The 21195-nt window shown below is 68.3% G+C and carries 21 protein-coding genes; 9 read left to right on the top strand and 12 right to left on the bottom strand.

Annotation, left to right across the window (positions count from 1 at the left end):
• Positions 1-297 precede the first annotated feature (297 nt).
• Positions 298-903, top strand: a complete 606-nt coding sequence (locus tag NB3_RS04670) for a TetR/AcrR family transcriptional regulator (RefSeq protein ID WP_067797048.1) — start codon at positions 298-300, stop codon at positions 901-903.
• A 48-nt stretch (positions 904-951) separates the two neighbouring features.
• Positions 952-1809, top strand: coding sequence for an alpha/beta hydrolase family protein (locus NB3_RS04675; protein ID WP_067797051.1), 858 nt, complete (start codon positions 952-954; stop codon positions 1807-1809).
• Positions 1810-1816: 7 nt separating this feature from the next.
• Here the strand turns inward: NB3_RS04675 and NB3_RS04680 are convergent, their stop codons facing one another.
• The gene (locus tag NB3_RS04680) at positions 1817-3874 is read right to left on the bottom strand and encodes a prolyl oligopeptidase family serine peptidase (protein WP_067797054.1); all 2058 of its coding nucleotides are present in this window, start codon (positions 3872-3874) and stop codon (positions 1817-1819) included.
• Between the two features lie 33 nt (positions 3875-3907).
• Positions 3908-4450 (bottom strand): AMIN-like domain-containing (lipo)protein, encoded by a 543-nt coding sequence (locus NB3_RS04685; protein WP_067797057.1) that lies wholly within the window; start codon positions 4448-4450, stop codon positions 3908-3910.
• A 209-nt stretch (positions 4451-4659) separates the two neighbouring features.
• Here NB3_RS04685 and NB3_RS04690 point away from each other — a divergent pair, with 209 nt between their 5' ends.
• From NB3_RS04690 to NB3_RS04700, 3 genes are all read left to right on the top strand, one after another.
• A complete protein-coding gene (locus NB3_RS04690) occupies positions 4660-5637 on the top strand; it encodes a dipeptidase (RefSeq protein WP_067797060.1) in 978 nt (325 codons plus the stop codon).
• Positions 5638-5814: 177 nt separating this feature from the next.
• Positions 5815-7218, top strand: coding sequence for a dihydrolipoyl dehydrogenase (lpdA, locus tag NB3_RS04695; protein ID WP_067797063.1), 1404 nt, complete (start codon positions 5815-5817; stop codon positions 7216-7218).
• Positions 7219-7345: 127 nt separating this feature from the next.
• Positions 7346-8053 (top strand): polysaccharide deacetylase family protein, encoded by a 708-nt coding sequence (locus NB3_RS04700; RefSeq protein ID WP_067797066.1) that lies wholly within the window; start codon positions 7346-7348, stop codon positions 8051-8053.
• Between the two features lie 226 nt (positions 8054-8279).
• Here the strand turns inward: NB3_RS04700 and NB3_RS04705 are convergent, their stop codons facing one another.
• Both NB3_RS04705 and NB3_RS04710 read right to left on the bottom strand, forming a co-directional pair.
• Positions 8280-8708: a PPOX class F420-dependent oxidoreductase gene (locus NB3_RS04705; RefSeq protein ID WP_067797069.1), complete on the bottom strand. Its 429-nt coding sequence runs from the start codon at positions 8706-8708 to the stop codon at positions 8280-8282.
• Positions 8709-8752: 44 nt separating this feature from the next.
• On the bottom strand, positions 8753-9151 hold the full coding sequence (locus NB3_RS04710) for a winged helix-turn-helix transcriptional regulator (RefSeq protein WP_067797071.1): 399 nt from the start codon (positions 9149-9151) through the stop codon (positions 8753-8755).
• Between the two features lie 92 nt (positions 9152-9243).
• On the opposite strand from NB3_RS04710, the gene NB3_RS04715 reads away from it, so the two are divergent.
• Positions 9244-10095: an SDR family oxidoreductase gene (locus NB3_RS04715; RefSeq protein WP_067797074.1), complete on the top strand. Its 852-nt coding sequence runs from the start codon at positions 9244-9246 to the stop codon at positions 10093-10095.
• 112 nt (positions 10096-10207) lie between these two features.
• Here NB3_RS04715 and NB3_RS04720 read toward each other — a convergent pair whose 3' ends face one another.
• Positions 10208-10585, bottom strand: coding sequence for a VOC family protein (locus NB3_RS04720; RefSeq protein ID WP_067797076.1), 378 nt, complete (start codon positions 10583-10585; stop codon positions 10208-10210).
• Between the two features lie 119 nt (positions 10586-10704).
• On the opposite strand from NB3_RS04720, the gene NB3_RS04725 reads away from it, so the two are divergent.
• Entirely contained in the window at positions 10705-11481 is a 777-nt protein-coding gene (locus NB3_RS04725) for a TetR/AcrR family transcriptional regulator (RefSeq protein ID WP_067797079.1), read from the top strand.
• On the opposite strand, the gene NB3_RS04730 is transcribed toward NB3_RS04725, so the two are convergent.
• Entirely contained in the window at positions 11478-12011 is a 534-nt protein-coding gene (locus NB3_RS04730; RefSeq protein WP_084485805.1) for a carboxymuconolactone decarboxylase family protein, read from the bottom strand. The two genes, NB3_RS04725 and NB3_RS04730, sit on opposite strands and share 4 nt — an antisense overlap.
• A gap of 228 nt (positions 12012-12239) precedes the next feature.
• On the opposite strand from NB3_RS04730, the gene NB3_RS04735 reads away from it, so the two are divergent.
• The gene (locus tag NB3_RS04735; protein ID WP_067797082.1) at positions 12240-13112 is read left to right on the top strand and encodes a hypothetical protein; all 873 of its coding nucleotides are present in this window, start codon (positions 12240-12242) and stop codon (positions 13110-13112) included.
• A 3-nt stretch (positions 13113-13115) separates the two neighbouring features.
• Here the strand turns inward: NB3_RS04735 and NB3_RS04740 are convergent, their stop codons facing one another.
• The 6 genes from NB3_RS04740 to urtA all read right to left on the bottom strand — a co-directional run bounded on the left by NB3_RS04740 (position 13116) and on the right by urtA (position 18905).
• Positions 13116-13817, bottom strand: a complete 702-nt coding sequence (locus NB3_RS04740; protein ID WP_084485778.1) for a GntR family transcriptional regulator — start codon at positions 13815-13817, stop codon at positions 13116-13118.
• Between the two features lie 8 nt (positions 13818-13825).
• Positions 13826-14518, bottom strand: coding sequence for an urea ABC transporter ATP-binding subunit UrtE (urtE, locus tag NB3_RS04745; protein ID WP_067797086.1), 693 nt, complete (start codon positions 14516-14518; stop codon positions 13826-13828).
• Entirely contained in the window at positions 14511-15365 is an 855-nt protein-coding gene (urtD, locus tag NB3_RS04750; RefSeq protein WP_067797089.1) for an urea ABC transporter ATP-binding protein UrtD, read from the bottom strand. The genes urtE and urtD overlap by 8 nt, the downstream gene beginning before the upstream one ends.
• The gene (urtC, locus tag NB3_RS04755) at positions 15362-16501 is read right to left on the bottom strand and encodes an urea ABC transporter permease subunit UrtC (RefSeq protein WP_067797092.1); all 1140 of its coding nucleotides are present in this window, start codon (positions 16499-16501) and stop codon (positions 15362-15364) included. The genes urtD and urtC overlap by 4 nt, the downstream gene beginning before the upstream one ends.
• Entirely contained in the window at positions 16498-17382 is an 885-nt protein-coding gene (gene urtB / locus NB3_RS04760) for an urea ABC transporter permease subunit UrtB (RefSeq protein ID WP_067797096.1), read from the bottom strand. The genes urtC and urtB overlap by 4 nt, the downstream gene beginning before the upstream one ends.
• Positions 17383-17678: 296 nt before the next feature.
• A complete protein-coding gene (urtA, locus tag NB3_RS04765) occupies positions 17679-18905 on the bottom strand; it encodes an urea ABC transporter substrate-binding protein (protein WP_244891768.1) in 1227 nt (408 codons plus the stop codon).
• 422 nt (positions 18906-19327) lie between these two features.
• Between urtA and NB3_RS04770 the strand changes: the two genes are divergently transcribed.
• Positions 19328-21157 carry an acyl-CoA dehydrogenase gene (locus NB3_RS04770; protein ID WP_067797101.1) on the top strand — a complete coding sequence of 610 codons (1830 nt, stop codon included), beginning with the start codon at positions 19328-19330 and terminating at the stop codon, positions 21155-21157.
• Positions 21158-21195 lie beyond the last annotated feature (38 nt).

Here is a 21195-nt window from a genome sequence, read left to right on the forward strand (position 1 = left end):
CAACCGCGCCGCTGCTAGGTATCGTCTGTTCCGGCAAATAGCCAGTGACAAGAAATCTCCTGCAGCCAGATCGGAGTTGCCGAATGCTCGATCCGTGGATAGGCGTGCTTGTGCACAAGCTACTATGGTCGCCGGGTTTCGGCCCGGCGACCATTTGATGAGGTAGCAACTGCTCAGCCAACTTTCGGCTAACTCGATGTCGGCCGACGGTTGTAACGAAGGGCCCGATCCGTGACGATGAGTTCGGGCCCTTCTGTATTGTCTGGCCCAATGTCACAGGATGCGAATACGGGTCGAATGTATGCCGGGCAACCCGTGGAGGACCGGCAACGTCAGCGGCGTGCGCGTTTTCTGGAGTCAGGCCTGACGGTCTTCGCGCGGGACGGCTACGCCAACAGTTCGGTCGGCGCCATCTGTAAGGACGCCGGGCTCTCCTCGCGACAGTTCTACGAGGAGTTCACCGGTCGCGAGTCCTTGCTCCTAGAGCTGTACGAGCAGATCGACCGGGAGTCACGGGACGCCGTGAAGAAGGCGCTGGACGCCAAGTCCGGCGCGAAGTCGCTGGACGTCATCGACGCCGCCGTTCGTGCCTACGTCGAATCCATCGGTTCCGATCCGCGCAAGGCGCGCGTCGCCTTGGTGGAAGTGGTCGGCGCGGGCCCGAAGGTGGAGAAGTTCCGTCTCGCGGTGCGCCGGGAGTGGGGTTCGCTGCTGGCGGGCGCGGCCGAAGACGCCGCACTGCACGGCGAGATACCCGCGGGCGACTACGAGATGCGGATGCTCGCCATCATCGGCGGCGTCAACTACGTGGTCGACTCCTGGAGCGGCGCGGATCCGCGTCCGCCGCTCGACGACGTCATCCGGGTGCTCAGCAGGGTGATCATCGGCGCGGTCCGCGCATAGCGTCCCGGCCTGCGCGACCACCGACGACCAGCGCGGTAACGTGCGGGAATGCAGACAGTTCCGATCCAGATGCCGGACGGCACCACGGTTCCGGTGCGCTTGATCCCCGCCGGGGGTCCGCACCGGCACGCGGTCACCGCCGACGCGCCACGGCCGGTGCTGGTGATCGTGCCCGGACTCGGCGTTCCAGGGGGCTACTACGAACTGTTCGCCTCCGGCCTGGCCGCGCGCGGGTTCGACGTGGCCATCGGCGAGCTGCGCGGCAACGGCGACAGCAGGCCGAAGCCGAGTTCCGCCAGCACTTTCGGCTACCACGAGCTGGTCTCGGTGGACTTCCCCGCGATCTTCGAGGTGGTCCGCGAGCAGTTCCCCGACAGCACGCCGTACCTGCTCGGGCACAGCATGGGCGGCCAGCTCGGCGTCATGTACGCCGCGCGCATCCGCGGCAGACTCGGCGGGCTGATCCTGGTCGCCTCCGGCACCCCGTATTACCGTGGCTACCGGGGACTTTCGGGTCCGGGCATGCTGGTGGGCACCGCGGCCATCTCGCTGACGGCGAACCTGGCGGGCTTCTGGCCCGGCGACCGGGTGTCGATGGGTTTCGGCCGCCAGTCCAAGGTGCTGATCTCCGACTGGGCGCGGCTGGCCCGCACCGGCCGGTTCGTCCCGGTCGGGGCGGACATCGACTACGAGGAACGCATCGCGCGGCTGAAACTCCCGGTGCTGTCCATCACGATGACCGGCGACGACCTCACTCCGCCCAGCTCCGCCGAACACCTGCTGGAGAAGCTGCCCAACGCGGAGGTGACGCGCTGGCGGCAGCCGGAACCGCTGGGCCACAACGGCTGGATCCGGCAGTACACCAGCACCGTCGACCAGATCGAGAAGTGGTTGCGCGATCGCTGAGCCCCGGTCAGGCTCGTCGTTCGATCAGCATCTGGTTGAAGAACTCGTAGATCAGCGCCGCCTGGAAGGCCGACTGCTTGTTGTCGGCGGCGCCGCCGTGGCCGCCTTCGATGTTCTCGTGGTACCAGCACTCGTGGCCCTGCTCCTCCAGCAGCGCCGCCATCTTCCTGGCGTGGCCGGGGTGCACCCGGTCGTCCCTGGTCGAGGTGGTGAGCAGGATCGGAGGGTAGGTGCGGTCGGCGCGCGCGTTCTGGTAGGGCGAGTACTTGCCGATGTACTCCCATTCCTCCGGCTTGTCGGGGTCGCCGTACTCCGCCATCCACGAGGCGCCCGCGAGCAGCAGGTGGTAGCGCTTCATATCCAGCAGCGGCACCTGGCAGACGATCGCGCCGAACAATTCCGGGTAGCGGGTCAGCATCACGCCCATGAGCAGACCGCCGTTGCTCCCGCCCACCGCACCGAGCTGGTCCGCGGTGGTGATACCGCGCGCGACGAGGTCTTTCGCGATCGAGGAGAAGTCCTCGTACACCTTGTGCCGGTTGGCTTTCTGCACCGAGGTGTGCCACTGCGGCCCGTACTCGCCGCCGCCGCGGATGTTGGTCATCACCCAGGTGCCGCCGCGCTCCAGCCAGCCCATGCCCGAAGCGCCGCTGTAGGCGGGAGTGCGCGAGATCTCGAAACCGCCGTAGCCGGACATCACCGTCGGTCCAGGCACGCCCTTTCGATCGCGATGGCGGATCACGAAGTACGGCACCTGCGTGCCGTCGTCGGACGTGGCGAAGAACTGCTCGGTCTCCACGCCGTCGGCGTCGAAGAATCCGGGTTCCTGCTTGAGCCGTTCGGTGCGCCCGCCGACCGAGCCTGCCAGCAGCGTCGCCGGGGTGGTGAAGCCGCTGGTGTTGAGCATGAATTCGTCACCGCTCTCCAGCGGGTCGAGATTCAGCACGCTGGTGGTGGCCATCGGCGGGGTGTCGGCCAGCGGCTCGCGCCGCCAGCCGTCCGGGGCAGGCGTCAGCACGTAGAGCTTGGTCTGCACGTCCTCCAGCGTGATCAGCAACAGGTGGTTCTCGGTCCAGCCGTAGCCGTGCAGCGAGGTGTGCGCGTCGGGGGTGAAGAGCACCTCGAAGTCCCGTGCGCCGGAGAGGAACTTCTCGAAGCCGGTGGCCAGCAGCGCGCCCGCGGGATAACTCGCGCCGCCGACCTCCCACGGCGACTTCAGGCGCACCAGCAGCCAGTCCTTGTACCAGGACTCGCTGGCGTCGCTGGGGATGTCGAGGTGCCGCAGGGTGCCGTCGTCCTCCAGCAGGTAGACCTCTTCGTTGAAGAAGTCGGTGGCGCGGCCGACGTAGTGCCGTTCGTAACCCGGCGTGCGGTCGTAGCCCGCCGAGACCGCGACATCGCCGCTCTCACCCTCGAAGACAGTGCTCGCCTCCGCCAGCGGGGTGCCGCGCTGCCAGCGTTTCGCGATCCGCGGATACCCCGAATCGGTCATCGAGCCGGGGCCGAAGTCGGTGCCCACATACACCGAGTCGATGTCGATCCAGCGGATCTCCGACTTCGCCTCGGGCAGGAAGAATCCGCCATCGGCCGGATCGATGAACACCCTGCGCTCCAGGTCGAACTCGCGGACCACCTTCGCGTCCGCGCCGCCGCGCGACAGGCTGATCAGCGCGCGGGACTGTTCCGGGCGCAGCACCGTCGCCCCGCCCCACACCCAGTTCTCGTCCTCGTCGGCGGCCACCGCGTCCAGGTCGATCAGCACGTCCCAGTCCGGCGCGTCCTCGGCGTACTCCGCGAAGGTGGTGCGCCGCCAGAGGCCGCGCGGGTGCTCGGCGTCCCGCCAGAAGTTGTAGAGCCAGGGGCCGCGGCGGGCCGGGTAGGCGATCTTGGTGTCGGTGTCGAGCATCTCCAGGATGCGGCGCTCCAGGTCACGGAAGCGATCGGAGTCGGCGAACCGGGCGTGCACCACCGAGTTGTGCGCGCGAGCCCAGTCCAGAGCGCGCTCACTGGTTACCTCTTCCAGCCAGAGGTAGGGGTCGGTCACATCTCGCTCAACACCGCTCATCCCCACATTGTGGCCGAGCCGCGCGGCGCGGGGTCACCAGGAGTGTGCTACGTCGATCACGACGCGCGATCCGCCGCCGGGTCCGTCGAGCGTGGACACCTGGAACGGCAATCGCGCGCGGGTGCCGACGCCGAGGGTGGTCTGTCCTTCGAAGGAACCGGCCCAGGCCACCTGGCGGAAGGTCCGGTAGTCCCGCACGTCGGCGAGTTCGGCCCGGTTCGCGGGGGTGTAGGTGGGGTTGAACCCGTCGTCGTGGGCGGGGGCGTAGACGGCGATGCTCAGGAACGCGTCGCCGCGCAGCGGGACGGGCGCGCCGGAGCCGTCCATGACCACTCGCTCGACGTAGCCCACGTGATAGCCGGTCACCGGCCCGGCGATGTCGAGCACAAGGCGGTCGAAGCAGTCGTGCCGCCCGGCGCGGACTCCGGTCAGCGGAGCGAGCGTCCTGGCGCGACTCACCTTGGGTATCGAACCCCAACCGGAGGCGCAGCCCGGGGCGGCGGACGCCGGGGCGGGGGCGACGAACAGACCGGCGAGGGTCAGAGCGGAAACGAACAGGAGAAGCAAGCGACGCATGGCCGCACCGCCTTCTGGCACAGGAGGGATTGATGTATTACATGCATCGGTCCAGTTCGGAGCCCCGTTACCGGTGGTGACGACGAAAAACGTTGGCGGTAGCGACAACTCGGACACGGGCGGCTCGCCGTTCGCTGGAAAGCGATGCGTGCCTGCCGTGAACAGTAGGATCGCTGCTGGCGAGGCCGATCCGACCAGGAGGTTCGAGGTTGCCACCCTTCCTGTGGGAGCAGCACTGTTGTCTGCCGCTGTCGCCCGCCGCGCGCATCGGCGATCTCGCGCGCTATCCGGCCGGATCGTATCTGTCGGTAAACGTCGGCTACTCCCGGCAGTCGACCGCCGACTCCATCGCGCTGCTGGAGCGATTCCGCCGAGATGCCGTGGCGGACGGACGGTTCCGTCTGGTCGAGACCGTGGCCGACATCGGCGCCGCCGACACGATCGCGCTGGCCTTCGACCTGGAGGACGCCGGGCCGCTCGGTGGCGATCTGGACAACGTCGCGCGGTTCTACGAACTCGGCGTGCGTTCGCTGCTGCCCACCTACAACCATGCCAACACCGCGGGCTGCGGCTGCCTGGACACCGAGGACACCGGGCTCACCGGTTACGGTCGCGATCTCGTGCACGCGCTCAACGAAGCCGGCATGTTCGCCGACGGTTCGCACTGTTCCCGGCGCACCGGCCTGGAGCTGGCCGAGTTGAGCGTCGTCCCGATGATCTACAGCCACGCCAACTTCGCCGCGCTGTGGGACCACCCGCGCAACATCACCGACGACCAAGCGCGCGCCTGCGCCGCGACCGGCGGCGTCATCGGCATCAACGGCGTCGGCATCTTCCTCGGCCGCAACGCGCCGCACGAGCGCGCCGAGCGCGTCGCGGCCATGGCCCGCCACCTCGAATACGGCGCAGAACTGGTCGGCATCGAACACGTCGGCATCGGCTCCGACTACTCCTTCGACGCCGACGACTTCAACGCCGAACTGCGACAGAACCCCGGCGCCTTCTCCGAGGCATACACCCAGTGGGGTCCCCTCCAATGGACCCCACCCGAAGACCTCCTCGGCCCCTCCGACACCCCCACCCTCGACCAGGCCCTGACCCAGCGCGGCTTCACCCCCGCCGACCGAGCCGCGATCTTCGGCGGCAACTTCCGCCGCGTCGCCGCCCAGGTCTGGCGCACCGCCTGACCTTCCGCGAGTGGCACATCACCGCGGTGTCCACTCGCGTTTCGCCGCAGCCGTGCGCCACTCGCGCACAGCGGCGGAGGTCCGGCTCGCGAGGAGTTCGCGGGTGGGTGTGGCCCACGCCTCTCTTGGGTGGGGGATGGGTGGGTGAAGTTCGGGGTGCGGAGTTAGGCTCGAGGCGTGACTTCCCACTACGATGTCGTCGTTCTCGGTGCTGGTCCCGGCGGATACGTCGCCGCGATCCGCGCCGCTCAACTCGGCCTGCGAACAGCGATCGTCGAGCAGAAATACTGGGGTGGTGTGTGCCTCAACGTCGGCTGCATCCCGTCCAAGGCGCTGCTGCGCAACGCCGAGCTCGCCCACATCTTCACCAAGGAGGCGAAGACCTTCGGCATCTCCGGTGAGGTGAACTTCGACTTCGGGGTCGCCTTCGACCGCAGCCGCAAGGTGGCCGACGGCCGGGTCAAGGGCGTCCACTTCCTGATGAAGAAGAACAAGATCGACGAGTTCGACGGCAAGGGCACCTTCACCGGCCCGAACTCGCTCTCGGTCGAGCTCACCAAGGGCGGCGCCGAGTCGATCACGTTCGACAACGCGATCATCGCGGCGGGTACCGTCACCAAGCTGCTGCCCGGCACCCAGCTCAGCGCCAACGTGGTCACCTACGAGGAGCAGATCCTCACCCGTGACCTGCCCGGTTCGATCCTCATCGTCGGCGCGGGCGCGATCGGCATGGAGTTCGGCTACGTCCTGAAGAACTACGGCGTCGACGTGCGGATCGTCGAGTTCCTCGACCGCGCGCTGCCGAACGAGGACGCGGACGTCTCCAAGGAGATCACCAAGCAGTACAAGAAGCTCGGCATCACCATCACCACCGGTGCGGCCGTGCAGTCCATCGACGACGACGGCGCCAAGGTCACCGTCTCGATCAAGGACAACAAGTCGGGCTCGATCGAGACCGTCACCGTGGACAAGGTGCTGCAGGCCGTCGGCTTCGCCCCGCGCGTCGACGGCTACGGTCTGGAGACCACCGGCGTGCAGGTCACCGATCGCGGCGCGATCGGGATCGACGACTACATGCGCACCAACGTGCCGCACATCTACGCGATCGGCGACGTCACCGGCAAGCTGCAGCTCGCGCACGTCGCGGAGGCGCAGGGCGTGGTCGCGGCCGAGACCATCGCTGGCGCGGAGACCGTTCCCCTCGGCGACTACCGCATGATGCCGCGCGCCACCTTCTGCCAGCCGCAGGTCGCCAGCTTCGGCCTGACCGAGCAGCAGGCCCGCGACGAGGGCTACGACGTGAAGGTCGCGACCTTCCCGTTCACCGCCAACGGCAAGGCGCACGGCCTCGGCGACCCGACCGGTTTCGTCAAGCTGGTCGCCGACGCCAAGTACGGCGAGCTGATCGGCGGGCACCTCATCGGCCCCGACGTCTCCGAACTGCTGCCCGAACTGACCCTCGCGCAGAAGTGGGACCTGACGGTCAACGAGCTGACCCGCAACGTGCACACGCACCCGACGCTCAGCGAGGCCCTCCAGGAAGCCTTCCACGGCTTGGCCGGCCACATGATCAACTTCTGATCCTTCGCGGAGAAAGGGCGTGCGGTCGGCGATCGCACGCCCTTTTTCTTCTGTCCGGCAAGGGTTTCCGCGCCGGTAGGGCCGTCGGCGGTCGGCATCGGCGCGAGCGTTCTGCTATACAGCGTGCATGTTTCGCAGGTGGCTGATCGGAAGTGTGCCCGTGCTCGTCGTGGTGGTGCTGCTCGGCACGGGCACCTTCTACCTGATGAAGGCGCGCACCTTCCAGTTGGCCGGTCATGTGGTCAGCCGGGTGGACACCGACGCGCGGGTGGTCGCGCTGACCTTGGACGACGGTCCGTCCGATCGCGCGCCCGAGGTGCTGAAAGTGCTCGCCGACGCGCAGGTTCCGGCCACCTTCTACCTGAACGGGCGTGATCTGGCCGAACACCCGGAGTACGGGCGGGCCATCGCCGCGGCGGGCCACGAGATCGGCAACCACACCTATTCGCACCGCCGGATGGTCTTCGTCACGCCCGGTACGGTGCGCGACGAAGTGGAGCGCACGGACGCCGAGATCGTGAAGACGGGGTACGCGGGCCCGATCACCTTCCGTCCGCCTTACGGCAAGAAATTGTGGGTGCTGCCGCACTATCTCGCCGAGCACGATCGCGTCACCGTGACCTGGGACGTCGAGCCCGATTCCGGCCGGGCGGGCGTCACCGCGGACGACATCGTCGCCGAGACGCTCGGCAAGGTCCGTCCGGGTTCGATTGTTCTGCTGCACGTCATGCATGGGAACGCCCAGCCTTCGATCGCCGCGATACCACGCATCGTCACCGAATTGCGCGCGGCCGGATACCAATTCGTCACGGTGTCGGATTTGATGTCGCGCTGACCGACCGGCCCGACGGACTGCGGTCATCAACGGTGCGCGGTGGGCCGAGCGAGGGCGCGAGTTTCTACCGCGGAGCCGGGCCGACGGCCGGTGCGGCGAAGTCGGGGCCGGCCGCGAGCATCAGCCTGCGCGCGGTGGGCGCGGTACGGCGTCCGAATGGCCGCACAAGACACGGGCTTGGGGGATTGCGCCGGATGTCGACCAGCACGGCGTGAGCATCGCCCGGTCAACCGGCGGCGGGGAGCATCCCGTAGGCGTGGGTCGGCGTGAACAGCACCAAAGCGCGGCGGTCGGTGACCATCGCGTTGCGGTATTCGTCCCAGTCGGGATGCTCGCCGGTGGCGGTGCGGTAGTAGTCGACGAGCGCGTCGACGGTGGGATCGTCGGGCGCGGCGGCAACGGGGGTGAGTTCCACCGTGCCTTCGAGCACGGCATAGGCGAAGAAGTCGTCACGGGTGACGTGCAGCGCCGCCCACGGGTCCCGGACGAGGTTGTGATACTTCGCCCGGTCGGCGGTGATGGAGATGCGAATGCGGCCGTCGGCGCCGACGACGTGCAGCACGTTGGACAGCTGCGGGCGTCCGTTGCGGCGGATCGTGGTGAGCACGGACCTGCGGTGGTCGCGGGCGAAATCGACTGCGGCGGCGAGTTCCATGCTCGTGTAACCCGGGGCCGCGTCGCTCTCTTCCCGCGGGCCGGTCAGTCGCGGTGGTAGGCCGCCTGCGCCTCGCGCACCTTCGGCATGTTGGTCTCCAGTACCCGGATGAGCGCTTCCAGACGGTCGGCGACCTCGGCGCCCAAGTCGGTGAGGGTGTATTCGACCCGGGGCGGAATGGTCTCCTGCACCTCCCGGTGCACCATGCCGTCGCGTTCCAGTGCTTGCAGGGTCTGCGACAGCATGCGTTCGCTCACGCCGTCGACCCGCCGCCGCAAGGCGCTGAACCGGTACGGCCCCTCACGCAGCGCGACCAGCGCCAGGGTGCCCCAGCGGCTGGCGACATTCTGCAGGACCGGTCGCGAGGTGCAGTTCCGGGCGAAGACGTCGGCTTCCAGCGTGGGATCGTCGGCGTCCGCCGAGGCAATGCGCTGGCTGGACATACCCCGATAGTACCGACCTTGACCAAAGTGGATACGGAATGCATAGTACTTACGAATAGTTAGTACTAAGCATGCCGAATGTGGAGGTAGTCATGACCGTCGCGGTGACCGGAGCCAGTGGACACCTGGGCCGACTCGTTGTGGAGGCGCTGCTGAAGGTGGGATCGACGCCGGTGGTGGCGATCGTGCGCGACCCGGCGAAGGTGGCCGATCTGGCCGAGCGCGGCGTCGACGTCCGGCAGGCCGACTACGGTGACGCGGACGCGCTGAACCGGGCGCTGGCCGGTGTCGATCGAGTGCTGCTGGTGTCCGGCAACGAGTTCGGCGCGCGAGTCGAGCAGCATACGAACGTCATCCGCGCGGCGGAGCGAGCCGGGGTCGAATTGCTCGCCTACACCAGCATTCCCGCCGCGACCGGCAATCCGCTCATCCTCGCGCAGGAGCACGTGGGAACCGAGGCGGTGCTGGCCGAATCGACTGTGCCGCACACTCTCCTGCGCAACGGGTGGTACTGGGAGAACTACGTGGGCGGTCTGGCGCACGCGGTGGAGTCGGGTGTGCTGCACGGCGCGGCGGGTGAAGGCCGGGTGGCGGGCGCGGCGCGGGCCGACTACGCCGAAGCCGCCGCCAGAGTGCTCACCACCGACGGCCACGCGGGCCGGGTATACGAACTGGGTGGCGACGAGCGGCTCACCTATGCCGAACTGGCCGCGGCGATCTCGGAGGCATCGGGCAAGCCGGTGCGCTACGAGAACCTTTCGCAGGCCGATTACGCGGCGGGATTGGTCGCGGCGGGATTGCCCGCCCAGTTCGCCGCGGCGCTCGCCGACGCCGACGCCGGTATCGCGCAAGGCGTTCTCGATGTCCGCTCGGGCGACCTGGCGCGCCTGCTCGGCCGCCCGACGACCCCGGCGGTCGAGGTCTTCCGCGCGGCGCTCGCCTGATCGAGCGCCCCCGCAGTGAAGGCGTCGACTGCGACGCGGCATCGCGAAGGCCAGGTGTGGTGGTCCCTTACCGCTACACCTGGCCTTCGAATCCGCTGCGATCAGCAGCGACTCACACCCACTGCACCAGCTGGATGATGATCCCGTTGGGGTCGCTCATCTGGAAGTATCGCTCGCCCCACTCCTCGGTTTCGATGGGCGTCACGATCGGCACGCCCTCGGCTCGCAGCCGGGTGTATTCGGCGTCGATGTCGTCGACGACGAAGACGACGAGCAGACCCTCGCCCGCGCTGCCCGCCGCGCTCTTCGGCTTGAAGCTCGCCAGCCCCGTGCGCAGGTAGATGACGTTCAGTCCGGCGTCGCCGCGGTCGAGCGAGACGAACCCGTCGGCCGACATCTTCTCCTCGAAGCCGAGGTGCTCGATGAGGAACCGCGCCGAGGCGGCCGGGTCGGGGACGTTGAGCGAGATGGCGGAAGCGGTGATGTGCATGGGCCCTCCTCGGCGGCAAAACTACGTACTAAGTACACTGTACTTTGTAGAGCATTTCGGAGCGGCCCGCATCATGAGCTGGGTCACATCGATACGATCGGTGGTTCGAGGAGGTGGCGATGGCACAGCCCAAGGAGCGCAGCGGTGCGGGCGACCCGGTGCGCACGCTGGAATTGCTATGGCGGGTTCCCGCCGCGTCGGGCGCGGGCCGTGGGCCGAAACAGCGCAGCAGCGTGGAGGCGGTCGTCGCCGCCGCGATCGAGATCGCCGACGCGGAGGGGCTCGCAGCGGTCACGATGCGCGCGGTCGCGAACCGGCTCGGCCTGACCCCGATGGCCACGTACACCTATGTGCCGGGCAAGTCGGAGCTGATCGACCTGATGCTGGACGCGGTGTACGCGCGGATGGAGCGGGCCGACCTCACCGGCCTGCCCTGGCGCGAGCGGGTGACCCTGATCGCCGCCGAGAACCGCGCCATGCTGGCTCGTCATCCGTGGGTGGCGTATCTGCCGACCACCCGTCCGCCGCTCGGGCCCGGCCTCGCCGCCAAGTACGACCACGAACTGGAAGCCTTCGCGGACCTCGGCCTCGACGACGTCGCGATGGACGCCGCCCTGACCTTCGTGCTCGGCTTCGTCACGTCCGTCGCCCGCATCGCCATCGACAGCGCGCGGGCGGCGGCCGACAGCGCCATGTCCGACGAGCAATGGTGGGAGCGCGCCGCGCCGGTGCTGGCGCAGGTCTTCGACGCGCGGCGGTACCCACTCGCCGCGCGCGTCGGGACGGCGGCGGGCCAGGCGCACGACGCCGCCTACAGCGCCGACCACGCCTACGAGTTCGGACTGACGCTGGTGCTCGACGGTCTCGCGCGCCGCATCGATGGGCCGTCCGCTTAGAGGCCGTCGCGCTGGATGCGCAGGGCGGTGATGGTGGCGGCCAGCCCGTCGTACTGGTTGATCAGCAGCACGATCTCGATCAGGCTGCGCTCGTCGTAGTGCTTCGCCAGCTCGGCCCAGGTGTCGTCGTCGAGATCGCGGGTCTCGACCAGCTGGTCCACGGCCGCCAGCAGCGCCCGGTGTTTGTCCGACCATCCCGCCGCCGCGGGGCCCGTGCGCAGGCGTTCCAGGATTTCGCTCGTCACCCCCGCGCGGCGGCCGAGCCGGATGTGATGGTCCATCTCGTACTCGCAGCCGCGCAGATGCGCCACCCGGATGATGACCAGCTCGGACTCGTGCCGGGGCAGCCGCCCGCCTGGCATGAGCTTGCCCGAGTAGTGCAGCCAGCCGCGGAACAGGCCCCTGGTACGCCCGAGCGTGCTGAACAAATGGGCGTCGTGCGTCCCAGCGGCGCGGGAGAGCACCTGCCAGACAACCCAATTGAGCGCACCGAGTTCCCGGAGCCGTCCGGGCGAGATGCGTGGTTGCAGCGCTGAAACCATGCCGGTTGCCACCTCCGCGTGGTCTGTGCGGCCGGCGTCGGTGCCGACCGAGATGAGAGCCTACTTGGCAGTATCCCGCCCAGCGCGCCACCATTCTTTTGCTTTCCAGTGGTTTTCGGCGGGGTACCCCGTCATCATCAGTACCGGTGCGGGTCGCCGTGGCCGCAGCGCGTTTCCGCGGCGTCAGGTGTGGACAACAGGTCGGCAGGGGAAAAGATGCTGGTGAGGATCAGGCCGGGAGCGGAGCTATCCGGCGCTGAGCGGGAATTCGTCGCGTGCCTGCGGTCGTATCCGACGGCCGGTCTCGCCGTCATCGATCTCGAGGCGGACAACCGGCGTGTCGACGCGGTGGTGTGGACCCCGCGCGGGCTGACCGTGCTGGAGGTGCACGGGTTCCAGCGCAGGCAGAGCGGCATTCTCAGCACACCGGCCGAAGGACCGTGGAAGATCAGCGACGCGCCGGTGGAGCTGGACGACCCCGAGAACGGAAGCCCCGCGGAGCGGGTGGAACACGGCATCTACGCGGTCAAGCACATGCTCCAGCGGGCACTGCAGGATCCGGGGCACATCAGCGGCGCCGTGGTGCTCGTCCCGTTCCGCGGTGCGGTGGTGCGCCCGGCGCGCACGAATCTGCGTCCCGGGTTGGACGTGGTGGTCGGGAACGTCACCGACGCGACCGAACTGCGCATCTACTTGGAAGGTTTTTCCGCGGGACCGCGCGACTGGACCGCCGACCGGGTGATCGGCGCGTGCGGCGCGCTCGGTCTGGCGGAACTCGCACCCTCCCGCGCGGAACTGCTCGAGGCGGGTTTCGAGGAGAACGCGCCGGAGCCGGTCACGACCATTCCGCGCACGCCGCCGCCGCGAGTGGCGCCGACACCGGGCGCCGCGACGAAGAGCCAGGCCTACGCGGGGTGGTCCGTCATCGTGATCGCCGTGGTGGGTGTCCTGTTCGTGCTCGGGGTGATCGCCACCGCGTTGGCGCACGACTCGGCGCAGCCGGTCCCTGCGACCGGCACGACGAGTCCGACGCCGTCGCCGCCCGCGTACCGGCCCACCCAGTGTTTCCCCTTCCAGCAGAGCTGCTGACCGTCAATCTCGCACGGCGCGGCCGAGTTTGGTCAGGCGCATGGCGTGCTGCGCGCGGGCCAGCACGTGCGTGCGCGAGGTGTCGATGTGGGCGGTGAGCGTCGCCAGCGCCGCGTCCACCGCGCCGGAGACCAGCTGTTCGGCGATGGCGATGTGCTCGGCGGTCATCGTGGCGATGCGTTCCGGGGTCGGCATGTCCAGCGTGCGCACCGGACGCACCCGGACGTGCACGGCGGTGAGCGCGTCGGCGAGGGCGGCGTTGCCCGCGGCCGCGAGCAAGGTGGTGTGGAACCGTTCGTCCGCGGCCACCAGCGCGGGGCCGGGTTCGGGCGGGTCGTCGCGCAGGGCGCGCCAGGTGTCGAGTTCCGCCCGCACGAGAGCCAGATCGTGCGCGGGCTGCTCGCCGGGGACGGCCACCCGTTGCATGCCCCTGGCCTCCAGCACGAGCCGCAGCTCGTAGAGGTGATCGAGTTCGTCGAGCCGGGGCCGATAGGGATAGAGGCCGTCGGCGAGCCGCTCGACCAGCCCGTCGGCCTGCAATCGGGCCAGTGCCTCCCGCACCGGGGTGCGCGACACCCCGTACGCCTCGGCGAGGCGTTCTTCGCCGAGCCGTTCGGTCGGCACGATGACTCCGGTGGCCAGATCCCGGCGCAGCGAGTCGTACACCTGCTCGCGCAACGGAATCCGGCCCCTGTCGCGGGGCACGACGGCGCTCAGATCGCCATCGCCGAGCGGACCTCGCGCTCGGCGCCTGCGCCACCCGCGCCCGTCGAGGTCACCCGGCCCGATCGCAGCACGTAGTAGCGCTGCGCCGCCTGCAACGCGAAGCCGATGTGCTGTTCGACCAGCAGCACGCTCAGCCCGCCGCGCCGGGTGAGATCGATGATGGTGCGCTCGATCTCGGCGACCACCGACGGCTGGATGCCCTCGGTCGGCTCGTCCAGGATGAGCAGCTTGGGCTCGGTGATCAGCGCCCGCGCGATGGCGAGTTGCTGGCGCTGGCCGCCCGACAGCAGTCCCGCCTTGCGGGTGAGCAGTTCGCGCAGCGCGGGGAACAGGTCGAGCGATTCGTCGATCAGCGCCTTGCCGCGTTTGCGGCCGTCCGCGACCACTTGCAGATTCTCCGCGGTGGTCAGTTGCGGGAAACTCTGCTGACCCTGCGGCACGTACGCGATCCCGCGGCGGACCCGGCGCGACGGCGACAGTTTGGTGATGGTCTCCCCGTCGAACTCGATCCGGCCCGACTTCGCGCCGATCAGCCCGACGGCGGTGCGCAGCAGCGTCGTCTTTCCCGCGCCGTTGTGGCCCATGACGGCCACCACGCTGTCGTCCGGGACGGTCACCGAGACACCGTGGATCACCTCGGTGCGGCCGTAGCCGGAGTGGATATCGGTGAGTTCAAGCATCGCTGGCCTCCTTCTGGGCGGATTCCGGACCCGGCGCGATCGACGCGTCCTCCAGTTCGGTCCCGACGGCAGCGGCGGTGCCGAGATAGACCTCCTGGACCTTCGGGTCCGCCTGCACCTGTTCGACGGTTCCTTCGCTGAGCACGCGGCCGCCGGCGAGGACCGTGACCGAGGTGGCGAAGGCGCGCATGAAATCCATGTCGTGCTCGACCACCACGACCACCCGGTCGCCACCGATGCGGCGCAACAGGTTCCCCGTTTCCTCCCGCTCCTCGGCGCTCATCCCGGCCACCGGTTCGTCCAACAGCAGCACCGACGCGTTCTGCACCAGGAGCATGCCGATTTCGAGCCATTGCTTCTGCCCGTGCGCGAGCACCCCGGCGGGCTTGTCGCGCAGGTCGGCCAAGCCGGTCGTCTCCAGCGCATCCTCGATCGCGGGCAGCACCGATTTGCGGCGGCGCAGCATGGTGAGCGCCGAACGGCCCGCGCCCGCGGCGATGTCGAGGTTCTGCAGCACCGTGAGCTGCTCGAACACACTCGCGGTCTGGAACGTTCTTCCGACGCCGAGCCTTGCGATCCGGTGCACCTTCTGGCCGAGCAGTTCCACGCCGGTCTTCTGCGCCGACCCGGTCGCAGGGACCAGTCCGGTGATGGCGTCGATGAGCGTCGTCTTTCCCGCGCCGTTGGGGCCGATGAGAAAGCGCAGATCGCCTTGCAACACCGTCAGATCGACCTCGGTGACCGCCTTGAAACCATCGAAACTCACCGAGAGGCCGCGGATCTCCAGATACTCGCTGGACATTCCGGCGTTGCCGCCGAGCTTCGGTTCGTGCGTCGTCTCGGTCATCGCGATTCCACCTTCTCCGTCGCGGGTTCGGGCAGCGTCTCGACCACCACCGGCGCGGGCGGGGTCGCGCGACGCCTGTCGCCCAGCAGGCCCTTCAACATCGGCCACAACCCGGCGAGCCCCGCCGGGACGAAACCGACCACCACGATGAACAGCACGCCTTGCAGATACGTCCACCCCGACGGGAACTCCTCCGACAACGCCGTCTGCGCCCACGCCACGCCGATCGCGCCGAGCACCGGCCCGAGCAGGGTGGTCCGGCCACCGATCGCGACGCCGATGAGGAACGCGATGGACGGGACGACGCCGATGTCGGCGGGGGAGATGATGCCGACGATCGGGGTGAACAGCGCACCGGCGATGCCCGCGAAGAACGCGGCGACCACGTAGGCGACGATCTTGACGTTCGCCGGGTCGTAGCCCAGGAAGCGCACCCGCTCCTCTTGATCGCGGACCGCGACGAGCAACTCCCCGTAGCGGCTGTGCATCAACTGCCGCACCAGCGCGACCACCACCAGCAACGCGGCCGCGGCGAAGAAGAACAGCATGCGCCGGTTGACCGGGTCCGACAGCTTGAACCCGAAGAACGCGCGGAAGTCCGACAGACCGGTGAACCCGCCGATGCTCTGCTGACCGGTCAGCAGGATGGCCAGCGCGGCGGCCAGCGCCTGGCTGAGGATCGCGAAGTAGGCGCCCTTCACGCGGCGCTTGAACACGCCGTAGCCGAGCGCGGCGGCGATCAGCGCGGGCAGCACGAGAATGCCGAGCAGCGCCACCGGAGCCGACGCGAACGGCTTCCAGAACGACGGCAACTCGCGAATACCCGCGATCTCCATGAATTCCGGCACGTCGTTGCCGAGCCTGGCGGCGTCGGCCATCTGCAGATGCATGGCCATGATGTAAGCGCCGACGCCGAAGAACACACCCTGACCCAGAGTGAGCATTCCGCCTCGGCCCCAAGCCAATCCGATGCCGACCGCGACGATCGCGAAGCACAGGAACTTCGCCAGCAGGTTGAGCCGGAAGTCGCTGAGCACGGCGGGCGCGACCGCGAACAACAGGACGGCGGCGACGGCGAATCCGGCCAGCGCGCTGAGCGAGGAGTGCGCGCGCCACCGTTGTACCAGCGTGGTCATGCCAGGCTCCTTGTCCGGACGGTGAACAGGCCCTGCGGGCGGACCTGCAGGAAGATCACGATGACGACGAAGACGATGACCTTCGCGATGGACGCGGTGGTCGAGTATTCGATGTAGGAATTGAGCAGCCCGAGCGCGAACGCGGCGATCACCGTGCCCTTGATCTGACCGAGCCCGCCGATGACCACCACGAGGAACGCGTCGATCAGATAGCTCTGGCCGATGGTGGGGCTGGTCGAGCCGATCAGCGTCAGCGCGACCCCGGCCACGCCCGCCAACCCGGAGCCGATGAAGAAGGTGCTGATGTCGGTGAAACGACTGGAGACGCCGGAGGTTTCGGCCAGGCCGCGGTTCTGCACCACCGCGCGGATGCGGCGGCCCAGCGGCGTCGCCTTGAGCACCGCCGCCAGCGCGGTCACCGCGACGACGGCCAGCACGAGGATGAAGATGCGCGTCTTCGGTACCACCGCACCCAGGATCGTGACGCCGCCGCTGAGCCACTCCGGGGCGATCACGTTCTTGGCCGGTGCGCCGAAGATGTCGCGGGCCAGCTGTTGCAGCACCAGCCCGACGCCGAAGGTGACCAGCAGGGTGTCCAGCGGCCGGTCGTACATCCAGCGGATCAGGCCCATCTCCAACGCGGCGCCGAGCAGACCGCCGACGAGGAAACCGATCAGCAGCGAGACGGCGAGCGAGACGCCGGCCGACGAGATGACCTTCTGCACAACATAAGTGGTGTAACAACCGGCCATGATGAACTCGCCGTGCGCCATGTTGATCACGCCCATCTGACCGAAGGTCAGCGACAGACCGAGCGCGGCGAGCAAGAGAATGGATCCCAGACTCAGCCCGGTGAAGAGCTGTCCGATCACAACATCCATGGGGGAAGCTCCTGTGTCTGATTCCAGCGCCTGCGGCGCTGGGTGTTCGCGGCCCCTTGTGGCTCGAAAGACGGTGTGGCGGTGCGCTGGGCGCGTTGGCTACGGGCCGTTGGGGCTGGATGTTCGTCTGCCGGTGGCTCTGTACGTCCACCTCCCGTGGCCGGGGCGATATCGCGTCGAAAAGACGTACCGTTCGCCGAGGGTCTCGCTGTCCGATGCTGTCCGCGGCCCCCCTCATTACGCTCCGCGTGCCCGCCGGGGCGGGCGCCGGGAGCTGGGCCGCGGACAGCCGCGGACTACTTCAGGCCCTTGGCCCAGTCGTAGGACTTCAGGTAGGGGTCCGGCGTCACGGCTTTGCCGGAATCCCACACCGTGTAGATCAGGCCGTCGGGACGGATCTCGCCGATCCGGGCGGTCTTGGTGATGTGGTGGTTGGAGCCGTCGATGGTGACCAGGCCCTCGGGTGCGTCGAAGCTGACGCCGCCCGCGGCGGCCTGGATGTCCTCGACCTTGAACGACTTCGCCTTCTCGACGGTGTTCTTCCACAGGTAGACCGACGCGTAGGCGGCTTCCATCGGGTCGGAGGTCGGCTTGTCGGCGCCGAAGGCGGCCTTGTAGTCGGCGACGAACTTCCGGTTCACCGGGCTGTCGACGGTCTGGTAGTAGTTCCACGCGGTGAGCTGTCCGGCGATGTGCTGCGCGCCGATGCCGGCCACTTCCTCTTCGGCGATGGAGACCGAGACCACCGGCATCTCCGCGGCTTTCAGGCCCGCGTTGCTGTACTCGCGGAAGAACGCGACGTTGGAATCACCGTTCAGGGTGTTGAACACCGCTCCGGCCTTCGCGGCGCGGACCTTGTTCACGATGGTGGAGAAATCGGTGGAGCCGAGCGGGGTGTAGTCCTCGCCCTTGATCTCGATGCCGTTGGCGGCGGCGTACGCCTTGATCTCGCGATTGGCGGTCTGCGGGAAGACGTAGTCGCTGCCGACCAAGTAGAGGGAGGTGATGCCCTTCTGCTTCAGGTAGTCCAGCGCGGGGACGATCTGCTGGTTGGTGGTCGCGCCGGTGTAGAAGATGTTCTTGCTGTCCTCCAGGCCCTCGTACTGCACCGGGTAGTAGAGCAGCGAGTTCAGGCTCTCGAACTTCGGCTTCATCGCCTTGCGGCTCGACGAGGTCCAGCCGCCGAACACCGCGGCGACGCAGTCGGAGCTGATCAGCTTCTCGGCCTTCTCCGCGAAGGTCTTCGGGTCCGACGCGCCGTCCTCCAGCACCAGCTCGATCTTCTTGCCGAGCACGCCGCCCGCGGCGTTGATCTGGTCGACGGCCAGCTTGGTCGAGTTGGCGACGGTGACCTCGGAGATGGCCATCGTGCCGGACAGGGAGTGCAGGGAACCGACCTTGATCGTGTCCTTGGACGTGTCGACGCAGGACGCGGCGCCGGAGCCGGTGGTCGATGCGTCGTCCTTGGCGCCGCAAGCGGTCAGCAACAGGCCGGCGAGCGCGATCGCGGTGGGCACCGTCATCGCTCGCACCAAACGCCCGGAGCGATGGGTGGCACGGAAATCTGGCATGGGGCGAGCCCTCTCCTCATCAGGTGTCGCGGCGGCGTCGGCAAGGCGCCGCATCGAACACCGCCGCCTTCGCCCCGCTCACGGCTGTAGACGGGGCTGTATACAGCGGCTGTATTCGTGATGCGAACGGTAGACAGGAGTTGTTGCGCCGGAATATCTCTCGATGACAAGTCCGTTTCGTCTGTTTCGCCGGTGTGAACCTTTCCCGTAAACGGACGGTGAACAGTTGTGAGATCCCGGCAAACCCGCTGGCCGGGGCGGATGTGGCTACGGTTGCGTAGCGTCGCGGCGATGCGGCACGCTTCGATTCGTACGACGTCTGAACCGTCCCATGCCGCGGCGGCGGGCCGCGGACTCGAGTCGAGGAGGACCAGGTGGGCCACTACAAGGCGAACCTGAGGGATATCGAATTCAACCTGTTCGAAGTGCTCGAGCTGGACAAGCTGCTCGATACCGGCGCCTACGGCGACCTCGATTCCGATACCGCCCGGGAGATCCTCGCGGAAGTGAAACGCCTGGCCGAGGGGCCGGTGGCGGACTCGTTCGCGGCGGCCGACCGCGATCCGGTCGGCTACGACGCGACCACTTTCTCGGTCACTGTTCCGGAGCCGCTCCGTAGAACCGTCGCCGCCGTGCGGGACGCGGACTGGAGCAGGCTCGGCATGCCGGAGGGCATGGGCGGCACGCCGGCCCCCGCGGCGCTGGTCTGGGCGGTCGCCGAGATGATCACCTGCGCCAATCCGTCGGCGTCGTTCTTCAACATGGGCCCGGTGATGGCGTCCGTGCTGTTCACCGTCGGCACCGAGCAGCAGCGGCACTGGGCCACGCTCGGCTTCGAGAAGGGCTGGCAGGGGACCATGGTGCTGACCGAGCCCGACGCCGGTTCCGACGTCGGCGCTGGACGCGCCAAGGCGATCCGCCAGGAGGACGGCTCCTGGCACATCGAGGGCGTCAAGCGCTTCATCTCCGGTGCCGAGGTCGGTGACACCGCCGAGAACGTCTTCCATCTGGTGCTCGCCCGCCCCGAGGGCGCCGGACCGGGCACCAAGGGCCTTTCGCTGTTCTACGTGCCGAAGTTCCTCTTCGACCCCGAGACCTTGGAACTCGGCGAGCGCAACGGCGTGTACGTCACCGGGGTGGAGCACAAGATGGGCCTGAAATCGTCGCCCACCTGCGAGTTGACCTTCGGTGGTCACGGCAGGCCCGCCAAGGGCTGGCTGGTCGGCGAGGTGCACAACGGCATCGCGCAGATGTTCCAGGTGATCGAGAACGCGCGCATGATGGTCGGCGTCAAATCCTCCGGCACCTTGTCGACCGGGTACCTCAACGCACTCGACTACGCCAAGCAGCGGGTCCAGGGCGCGGATCTGACGCAGATGGCCGACAAGGCCGCGCCGCGCGTGCCCATCACCGCCCACCCGGACGTCCGTCGTTCGCTGGCCATGCAGAAGGCGTACGCGGAGGGGTTGCGCGCGGTGTACCTGTACACCGCCGCGCACCAGAACGCCGATGTGGCGCAGCTCGTTTCGGGCGCCGACGCCGAGTTGGCGCACCGGGTGGACGATCTGCTGCTGCCGATCGTCAAGGGCGTCGGCTCCGAACGGGCCTACCAGTACCTGACCGAGTCGTTGCAAACCTTGGGTGGCTCCGGCTATCTCCAAGACTACCCGATCGAGCAGTACATCCGGGACGCGAAGATCGACTCGCTGTACGAGGGCACCACCGCCATCCAGGCCCAGGACTTCTTCTTCCGCAAGATCATTCGCGACCAGGGTGTTGCGCTCGGCCACGTCAACGCGCGGATCGCGGCCTTCTTGGACGCCAGGACCGGGCGGTTCGACACCGAGCGCGGACTGCTGCGCACGGCCGCCGAGGACGTGCAGGCGATGGCCGCCTCGCTCACCGGCTTCCTGATGGCCGCGCAGCAGGAGCCCACCGAGTTGTACAAGGTCGGCCTGGGTTCGGTGCGTTTCCTGCTCGCGGTCGGCGATCTGCTCATCGGCTGGCGGCTGCTGGTCCAAGCGGAGATCGCGGCGGCCGCACTGGCCGCAGGCCCGTCGGAGAAGGACCGCGCTTTCTACGCGGGAAAGGTCGCCGTCGCGAGCTTCTTCGCGAAGAACGTGCTGCCCACGCTGAGCGCGGTGCGCGGGATCGTCGCCACGCTGGACAACGACATCATGGACCTGGACGAAGCTGGATTTTGATTGCAGCGCCTGCGGCGCTGCGTGTTCGCGAGCCGGGC

The organism is Nocardia beijingensis NBRC 16342 (assembly GCF_001612785.1).
GTDB classification, from domain to species: Bacteria; Actinomycetota; Actinomycetes; order Mycobacteriales; family Mycobacteriaceae; genus Nocardia; species Nocardia beijingensis.

Bases quoted from the DNA above. Each gene is read 5' to 3' on its own strand.
- urtB (WP_067797096.1), bottom strand. From the start codon at position 17,382: ATGGATGTTGTGATCGGACAGCTCTTCACCGGGCTGAGTCTGGGATCC.
- NB3_RS04675 (WP_067797051.1), top strand. From the start codon at position 952: ATGCAGACAGTTCCGATCCAGATGCCGGACGGCACCACGGTTCCGGTG.
- NB3_RS04705 (WP_067797069.1), bottom strand. From the start codon at position 8,708: ATGGAACTCGCCGCCGCAGTCGATTTCGCCCGCGACCACCGCAGGTCC.
- NB3_RS04670 (WP_067797048.1), top strand. From the start codon at position 298: ATGTATGCCGGGCAACCCGTGGAGGACCGGCAACGTCAGCGGCGTGCG.
- urtE (WP_067797086.1), bottom strand. From the start codon at position 14,518: ATGCTTGAACTCACCGATATCCACTCCGGCTACGGCCGCACCGAGGTG.
- NB3_RS04715 (WP_067797074.1), top strand. From the start codon at position 9,244: ATGACCGTCGCGGTGACCGGAGCCAGTGGACACCTGGGCCGACTCGTT.
- urtD (WP_067797089.1), bottom strand. From the start codon at position 15,365: ATGACCGAGACGACGCACGAACCGAAGCTCGGCGGCAACGCCGGAATG.
- NB3_RS04710 (WP_067797071.1), bottom strand. From the start codon at position 9,151: ATGTCCAGCCAGCGCATTGCCTCGGCGGACGCCGACGATCCCACGCTG.
- NB3_RS04725 (WP_067797079.1), top strand. From the start codon at position 10,705: ATGGCACAGCCCAAGGAGCGCAGCGGTGCGGGCGACCCGGTGCGCACG.
- urtA (WP_244891768.1), bottom strand. From the start codon at position 18,905: ATGACGGTGCCCACCGCGATCGCGCTCGCCGGCCTGTTGCTGACCGCT.
- NB3_RS04720 (WP_067797076.1), bottom strand. From the start codon at position 10,585: ATGCACATCACCGCTTCCGCCATCTCGCTCAACGTCCCCGACCCGGCC.
- NB3_RS04735 (WP_067797082.1), top strand. From the start codon at position 12,240: ATGCTGGTGAGGATCAGGCCGGGAGCGGAGCTATCCGGCGCTGAGCGG.
- NB3_RS04680 (WP_067797054.1), bottom strand. From the start codon at position 3,874: ATGAGCGGTGTTGAGCGAGATGTGACCGACCCCTACCTCTGGCTGGAA.
- NB3_RS04685 (WP_067797057.1), bottom strand. From the start codon at position 4,450: ATGCGTCGCTTGCTTCTCCTGTTCGTTTCCGCTCTGACCCTCGCCGGT.
- urtC (WP_067797092.1), bottom strand. From the start codon at position 16,501: ATGACCACGCTGGTACAACGGTGGCGCGCGCACTCCTCGCTCAGCGCG.
- NB3_RS04700 (WP_067797066.1), top strand. From the start codon at position 7,346: ATGTTTCGCAGGTGGCTGATCGGAAGTGTGCCCGTGCTCGTCGTGGTG.